9 protein-coding genes are annotated in these 6,818 nt (G+C 56.8%); 5 read left to right on the forward strand and 4 right to left on the reverse strand.

What is annotated here, in order from left to right; all coding sequences use genetic code 11:
- Positions 1 to 445 precede the first annotated feature (445 nt).
- From AADZ90_RS22325 to AADZ90_RS22345, 5 genes are all read left to right on the forward strand, one after another.
- Complete coding sequence (locus AADZ90_RS22325; RefSeq protein WP_367312808.1) at positions 446 to 1,123, forward strand: response regulator transcription factor; 678 nt, start codon at positions 446 to 448, stop codon at positions 1,121 to 1,123.
- Positions 1,120 to 2,460 carry a sensor histidine kinase gene (locus AADZ90_RS22330; protein ID WP_367312809.1) on the forward strand — a complete coding sequence of 447 codons (1,341 nt, stop codon included), beginning with the start codon at positions 1,120 to 1,122 and terminating at the stop codon, positions 2,458 to 2,460. The genes AADZ90_RS22325 and AADZ90_RS22330 overlap by 4 nt, the downstream gene beginning before the upstream one ends.
- 80 nt (positions 2,461 to 2,540) lie before the next feature.
- A complete protein-coding gene (locus AADZ90_RS22335) occupies positions 2,541 to 2,678 on the forward strand; it encodes a hypothetical protein (protein WP_367312810.1) in 138 nt (45 codons plus the stop codon).
- Between the two features lie 72 nt (positions 2,679 to 2,750).
- A complete protein-coding gene (locus AADZ90_RS22340; RefSeq protein ID WP_367312811.1) occupies positions 2,751 to 3,089 on the forward strand; it encodes a NirD/YgiW/YdeI family stress tolerance protein in 339 nt (112 codons plus the stop codon).
- A gap of 193 nt (positions 3,090 to 3,282) precedes the next feature.
- Positions 3,283 to 3,462 (forward strand): hypothetical protein, encoded by a 180-nt coding sequence (locus AADZ90_RS22345; RefSeq protein ID WP_411997179.1) that lies wholly within the window; start codon positions 3,283 to 3,285, stop codon positions 3,460 to 3,462.
- Positions 3,463 to 3,775: 313 nt separating this feature from the next.
- On the opposite strand, the gene AADZ90_RS22350 is transcribed toward AADZ90_RS22345, so the two are convergent.
- The 4 genes from AADZ90_RS22350 to AADZ90_RS22365 form a co-directional block, all read right to left on the reverse strand.
- Complete coding sequence (locus tag AADZ90_RS22350; RefSeq protein ID WP_367312813.1) at positions 3,776 to 4,675, reverse strand: hypothetical protein; 900 nt, start codon at positions 4,673 to 4,675, stop codon at positions 3,776 to 3,778.
- Positions 4,676 to 5,139: 464 nt separating this feature from the next.
- Complete coding sequence (locus AADZ90_RS22355) at positions 5,140 to 5,481, reverse strand: hypothetical protein (RefSeq protein ID WP_367312814.1); 342 nt, start codon at positions 5,479 to 5,481, stop codon at positions 5,140 to 5,142.
- A 125-nt stretch (positions 5,482 to 5,606) separates the two neighbouring features.
- The gene (locus AADZ90_RS22360; protein ID WP_367312815.1) at positions 5,607 to 6,455 is read right to left on the reverse strand and encodes a TauD/TfdA dioxygenase family protein; all 849 of its coding nucleotides are present in this window, start codon (positions 6,453 to 6,455) and stop codon (positions 5,607 to 5,609) included.
- Positions 6,456 to 6,694: 239 nt separating this feature from the next.
- Positions 6,695 to 6,817, reverse strand: coding sequence for an integrase core domain-containing protein (locus AADZ90_RS22365; protein ID WP_411997129.1), 123 nt, complete (start codon positions 6,815 to 6,817; stop codon positions 6,695 to 6,697).
- Position 6,818: the final 1 nt, after the last annotated feature.

Consider the following 6,818-nt stretch of genomic DNA (forward strand, 5'->3'; position numbering starts at 1 on the left):
ACTCATCAAGGCCAGTGCCGACAATGTCGCCACCCAAACAGGCCGGACAGACGACGGTACTGACAAAAACGACCGCAGAAATCGCTAGAAACCTCTTGCAATGCAGGAGCCACCCACAGACGCCTTTCATCGTGGTATGTGGGTTGCGTCGCGCCTTCCCAGACCGACATTCAGCTACAACATGCCCTTATCGTGTCAGGCAGCTGAAACGGGTCGTGCATTTCGTGGGAGCTGTGTCCTCCAGAAGAAGTAAAGGCGGATGCCTTCTGCGGTGAGCAGACATCTGTTCGGAGGTTTTTGGGCTATGCCGTCTCGTCAGGCTCCGGTCAGACTTCTGTGCGATACATCCGCCGTAACGGCGAGTGCAATTGGTCCTCCGCATGGACAACAGCAAGAGGAGCCTGCATGTCCCTTTGCTGTGGGACACCTGAAGGAAGAACATAAGATGCGTGTCCTGCTAATCGAGGATCACCCGCCGCTTGCCGAGGCGGTCAGAGATGCCCTGCGCCGATCGGGCTTCGCCGTTGACCATGCTGGCACCGCAGAAGAGGCGCGCGAGATGGCGGAGCTAACGGACTACGCCCTTATCCTGCTCGATCTCGGCTTGCCGGACGACGACGGACTGCGCTTGTTGCCAGTGCTGCGCGACGGGGGGCGGGTGCCCGTCATCGTGCTGACGGCGCGAGGCCAGCTCTCCGACCGTCTTGCAGGGCTGGACACCGGGGCAGACGACTATGTCGTGAAGCCGGTCGAAATGCCCGAACTGATCGCGCGCTGCCGCGCAGTGCTTCGTCGGCCGGGCGACCGGTCCGACACGACGCTCCAGATCGGGGCGCTGGCGTTCGACACCGCCGCGCGGAGTGCGAGCGTGAATGGAGTGCCCGTGCCGCTTGGTCGCCGGGAACTGGGTGTCCTGGAGCAACTAATGCGAGCCTCCGGGCGGGTCGCGCCCCGGCGTTTTCTGGAGGAGGCGATCTATGGCTTCGACGATGACGTTGGGCCAAATGCGCTCGAAGCCGCCGTCTCGCGGCTGCGTCGAGGACTTGAGGCCGCTGGCTGTCCAATACCCATCGTCACCGTGCGCGGCGTTGGCTGGATGTTGCCAAGAGAGGATACCCGGTGAGCCGTGCCGCACCATCGCTGGCGCAGGTCCTGACGCGGCGGCTGGTGCTGCTTGCCGTCGTCGTCTTTCTGCTGAACTCCCTTGCGGTCGGAATCTACTACGGCTCTGATCTCAGAGGGCTCGAAAGCGAGGTGTTCACCCGCGAGACCGAGCGGCTGCGAGATGCCCTTGAAGGCGACGTTCTGCCGGACGACAATGCGGTCCGGGTCCTCTATGCGATGCACCCTGATGCCTATGCTTTCGCACTCGTGGATCGTGGCGGAACCGTCGTCGATGCAATGAACCCCGGCCTGATCCCCCCGTCGGCGACCGATGTTTTCGCGGACGACTGGTTCACGCGTCTCGATACACCCGACGGTTATCTGGTGGTTGCCGGGCAAGAGTTCGCGCAGCGTCAAGATGGTCTGCGGGTGGTCTTCGTCATGGCGTCCGATCCGGCACGTCTTCTTTGGCACGCGTTCGTGGATGAGTTCTACGAACATGTCTGGCTTCCGATCTTGCCGCTGGTGCTCCTCCTCATCGGGGCGAATATCTTTCTCATCCGCCGCGGCCTTGCCCCGATTGCGGCTGCAGCAGAATGGGCGCGCAACCTTCGACCCGGGGCACCGGCGCCACAGCCGCCGACGGCCCAGGTGCCGGCTGAGATCGCCGATCTGATCGATGCGACCCAACGCTCGCTCGACCGGCTGACAGCCGCGCTTGCCGCCGAAAAACGTCACGCAGCAGAAGCGGCCCATGCCCTTCGTACACCGGTCGCCGTTTTGGTTGCACGGCTCGACGGGCTGCCGCCAGGCGAGACGACAGACCGGCTGCGCGCGGATCTCTCTGCCCTTTCCCGGACGGTGCAGCAGGTGCTTGCCTCGTCACGGGCGGACGTGCTGACGGTCGGAGAGCATGTCGCGGTCAACCTTGGTGATATCGCGGAAAGCACCACGGCTGCGCTTGCACCTTTCGCCTATTCCAAGGGGATAGAGCTATCGCTCGCTCTGCCCGACGACCCCGTCATGGCGCAGTCCGATGCCGAGGGTGTGGAACTGGCGCTCTCCAATCTTATCGAGAATGCCATTCTTCACGGCGGCGTCGGTCCGGTTGAGATAGCGGTCGGCCCCGGAGCTACGCTGCGCGTGCGGGATCATGGGCCGGGCCTTCCGCCCGAGGCTGAGTGCCATCTTTTCAGACCGTTCTGGCGCGGCGAGGGCGCGGTGCCCGGAGGGGCCGGATTGGGGCTCGCCATCGTCGATCGGCTCCAGCGCGCGCAGGGCGGGCGTGTCGAGGCGCGTTCCGCGACTGGTGGCGGGGCCGAGTTCATTCTGTCGTTCCCGTCCGCGGAAATCTGACACCCCGTCAGACTGCCGTCAGGCTGGGGCGGCAAAAGGCTCCTATCCGATTGATAGATGATCCATGAAAGGAGCCAATCATGAACGAACCACAGCAAACCGATCAGCAAGATACGGGAAACTGGCTGTCGGACCAGGTCGAGATCCGGGTGTCACGGATGCTTCTCGTCGCCGCGGGCCTGGCCCTGCTCGTCCTCGTGGGCATTGCGCTCGACTAGACCGTTTCACCAAATCGGGGATCGCAAGGTCCCCGTCCCCACAAGACTGACACTCATGAAAGGAACCATCTCATGAAGACCTTTGCAGCCACCGTGGCCCTGGTGGCCGTGTTTGCAACCGCCGCCTATGCAAGCGTGACCGTTACGCCGATCAACACTCTCCAGCGGGGCACCATGGTGACCGTGCAGGGCACCGTCGAGCGGATCACCGACGAGGATGAGTTTCGCCTTGCCGATGCAACGGGCCGGGTGCGCATCTATGTCGGACCAAACTGGGTGCCCGCCGATGTTGGCGAGGCCGTCACCGTGAACGGCTTCGTCGACGACGATCTGGGGCCGCTGGAAATCTACGCGCGCAATCTGACCCGGGCGGACGGAAGCGTCATTACGTTCCAGCACCGCTACGAATGACGGAAAGCCCTGGGGCACCGTGACCCGGTGGTCAACCATGATGCGATGTCGAAAGAATGCCCGCGCAGCGCTTGCGATGATCTTTCTGATCATCGCAGGTGCGTCCTTTGCGGCCACCGGACCCATTCCGGCCTGTAGCGGTCCTGGGGCGAAGGTCGACCCCGCCTATGGGGGCGTTGCACAGTGACCGAAGGTGGGCACCTGGAAAGACGTGACACTGACGTTGGGCGGCGCTTGTCCGGACATGCTGGACGGGCCTGCCCGGCTGGTGGTCGCGCTTTCAAGCCAGTTCATCCACGATGGCACCGTCGAAGATCTGGCTGCGCGAATTGGATCGGTGTGTAGCCTGGAAGAATTGAAGTATTGGCGCTGACGTCAGACAGGCGGTCAGCGTCGAAAGGGTTCATGTCCGAGAGTGATTTGTCTGTGGCATAACAGGCATCGGGCACTTGCCGTGCTTCGATCAGCGCCACTCAAAAAGCGAACAAGTCGTCGTTGTTCTGGATCTGCATAGTGTCTTTCCTCGAAGGAGTTGGTGAAGATAGTCGTTTGTGCCTCCTCAATTCAGCCAAACGAACAACCGCACTATCGTTCACCGCACATTCGAGACCGACCGCTTCCCACCTGACAGACTCTTAGTGAGACAAGTATACCACTACAGCACAAGACATCCACTCCCACTCTCTTTAGGCAAACGGGAATTTCTGATCCGGGCCGTCAGATGGCAACTCAGGCACCAACCCGCCGGAATACGTTTCGACGGCTTCGATCAATCCCAGGTCATATGTTCTAGGTGCGATCAGATTAAAGAAAGCATATCCAGGACCGACATCTAGCTCACCGCCAATTACCGCGAAATCAGAGATACGAATTATCTGTATTTCGCGACCTCCATCGCGCGAAAAGAACGCATAGTTCTCACCAAATGGGAAAATATGTTCCCAGTCGGGCTCCGTCTCTATTGAAGACACAGTTCTAGGCGTATTGCCATCGAGAATTACATGATTCAAGAGGCCCTTAGGCGTATGGTCACCACGCCTGTAAAACAGAAAGGATCCAACGCCTTCTTCATAGAACTGTCCTGAAACAACTTGGTGCCATTCGAGATTTCCTGCGAAGTCTTCAACCCGCACCTTCTCAACAGTGTGTAAAAAACCGGGGTAACGTCTTGAAGTTCCTGCTCGCCAACCGCCTCGCCCGTAGCGATATATCGTTAACTCGTTGCGCCACGGCTGGTAAGCAAAAAAGCCGTCTTCCTCAGCTGAAAGTCGATGAATATCGACATGCGACGCGTCCCTTGGAAAGTTGAGTAGCGCTTCCAGCTTCAATCCCTGGTCCGGATCTTGCGGTGCTCCAAATGAAAAGGTAGGTTTTTCCGGGTAGATTGCGGCGGCATTGTCTGCTTGCAGCAGGAAGAGGCATTGCGTCGCCTCCGTCTCGAACTCGTAGCCTCGTGATCTCTCCGTACCTCGAGCGCGAAAGCTCCGAAGTTTTTCAGCAAGAACGGCGGGCCCAAGGCACTCGCGAGCTGTCAGATCGTCGTTTGGATACTCATGTAAAGCGTTCCACGCCTTGTCGTAGCTCAAACGTGCGCGGCCGTTCCCGCCAGCGACTTCAATTGAAGGGCTTTGACGCGACCATCGAGGTTCAACTCCGCGTATATGTTTCGTTCGTCTTACGAAATGCGTATATTCTCGATCCTTTGCGACTTTATGACCAAGTTGAAGATCTCGCCATCTAGGAGGAGTTAGTGATTCGGAAGACATCTGGAAAAAAGTGGACTTTACGTTGTCGGTGCCAGCATCTATGGCTCCTGGTCCGGTCAAAAGAAAGTAGACTATGTATCGCCCGATGCCATCAGGTTCCAAATGAACAGTTCTGATATTTGCAATATTGGAATGTGACTACCGTCGCTGTGACCGCAACAAACGGACGCAATCGTCCCAAGTTAATGTGAGAACGACGACACCTAGATCATTATATCTATCCGGGTTGGGCCTGATTGCCTTAACCGTTTCAGCGGCGCCCCAGACAGCGCCAAAAACTGTCCCTACGCCACTTTTCTTTCCGAGGACCCTCCAATCTTTGAGATGGCCCCTACTAGGCTCCCGGAGGTATCAAAGGCCTCTTTCTCCTCTTCCTCGAGCACACTGACTATGATGGTCAATACTTCCGAAAGCGTATCGCTCTCCCAGAGAATTGTGTCGTCGGCTTCGGCCCTCAAATGCTCTGCTTCGACGCCTCCCTCCTTCGGCGCCGGATATGGGTCGCCTATCTTTGTAGGAGAGCCCGCGCCCATGTTCGCTATTACTTCGCCCCTGCGGGACAATTGGTCCTCTGTATTTTTTGAGCACCGGAACCCCTTGTAGCGAACCGTATACTTAAAAGACATATATACCTCATCGGCGAGCAGGCGACGGCTGACGGATTAGTTGATGATCATAGGTTGGCAGACGAAATTCTCGTCGGCCTTGCAAGCTCACAACCAAAGCAGATAGGCAAACACCAGAATGTGTGTCACTTTGGTTTGTCGCCACGAACGACGATACGATGAACGGCGCGCTTCTGGCCACTGTAATCATTCAGCGCGTTGTGTTGCGTACACCGATTGTCCCACATGACGACGGAGTTTTTGGTCCATGAATGGCGATATGTGAACTCAGGTTTTGCGCTATGTTCATACAAGAAGTCTAAGATTGCCTTACTCTCATCATCCTGAAGGCCCATGATATTATAAGTGTGATCCCGATTGACAAAAAGTGATTTTAATCCCGTCTCAGGATGTGTTCGGACAACTGGGTGTTCGGCAATGCGTTCTTTTTCGTCGGTCACGATCACTTTTGTCGAGTGAACGTGTTGGTTCATTCTACCCGCACTGCCATATGTTGATCCAGAGCCGTGCACGGATACCATTCCCTCAAGTATTTCTTTCATTCCATCCGACAAAGTAGCGTAAGCTGTATACATGTTGGCGAATAGGGTATCGCCACCTTTGTCAGGAATCTCCTTAGCGACCAGAATGGTAGCGAGTGGTGAGGTTTCCATGTAAGTCATGTCGATGTGCCATCCACCGCCAAAGTTGGTAACGTCTCCTTTTTCTTTAACAATCTCCAGAATCTCTGGATAATCAGGCAATGGAACAGAGTAAGGATGTATATCTAACGGCCCAAACCTCCGGGCAAACGCCCTGTGCTGACTGGGCGTTAGGATCTGATCGGGGAAAAAAATTACTAGATTATCTAGGAGCGCCTGTCGCACTACTTCCATGTCGGACGAAGAATTCTCTTTCGATAGATCGACACCCGTAATGCACGCGCCTAGAGCCGCCGTCGAGGGCGTTACAGAGATAGTGGTATGTTGTTGCATTTCACGACTCCTCACCTTCAAGCATAGATGCGGTTTACGCACGATGCCAAACGATCTTTTTCGACAACATTTGTGAGGTATTTGCACAAAGAAAGTAATTGCGCTTCAGTTCAGCGCCGGAGAATATCTGCACCGCCTGCACTAGATCTTGCCCAAAAGCCGGGCCGCTAATGGCCCCATCGCGACTACCTGCATGCTGAACGACGTCAATGGGTAGCCGAGACTACCAATAACTCTGTCTAGCCCCCTGTATCTGGGCCACTGATTTGGGCTCTCTCTAATATAGTTTGTGGAACCGGTGTGCGCATATTGAGCGCCTGATGAGGACGCGTGTGATTGTACTGTTTGAGCCAGTGATCGATG

This window comes from Aestuariibius violaceus (assembly GCF_040779325.2).
GTDB lineage: Bacteria > Pseudomonadota > Alphaproteobacteria > Rhodobacterales > Rhodobacteraceae > Aestuariibius > Aestuariibius violaceus.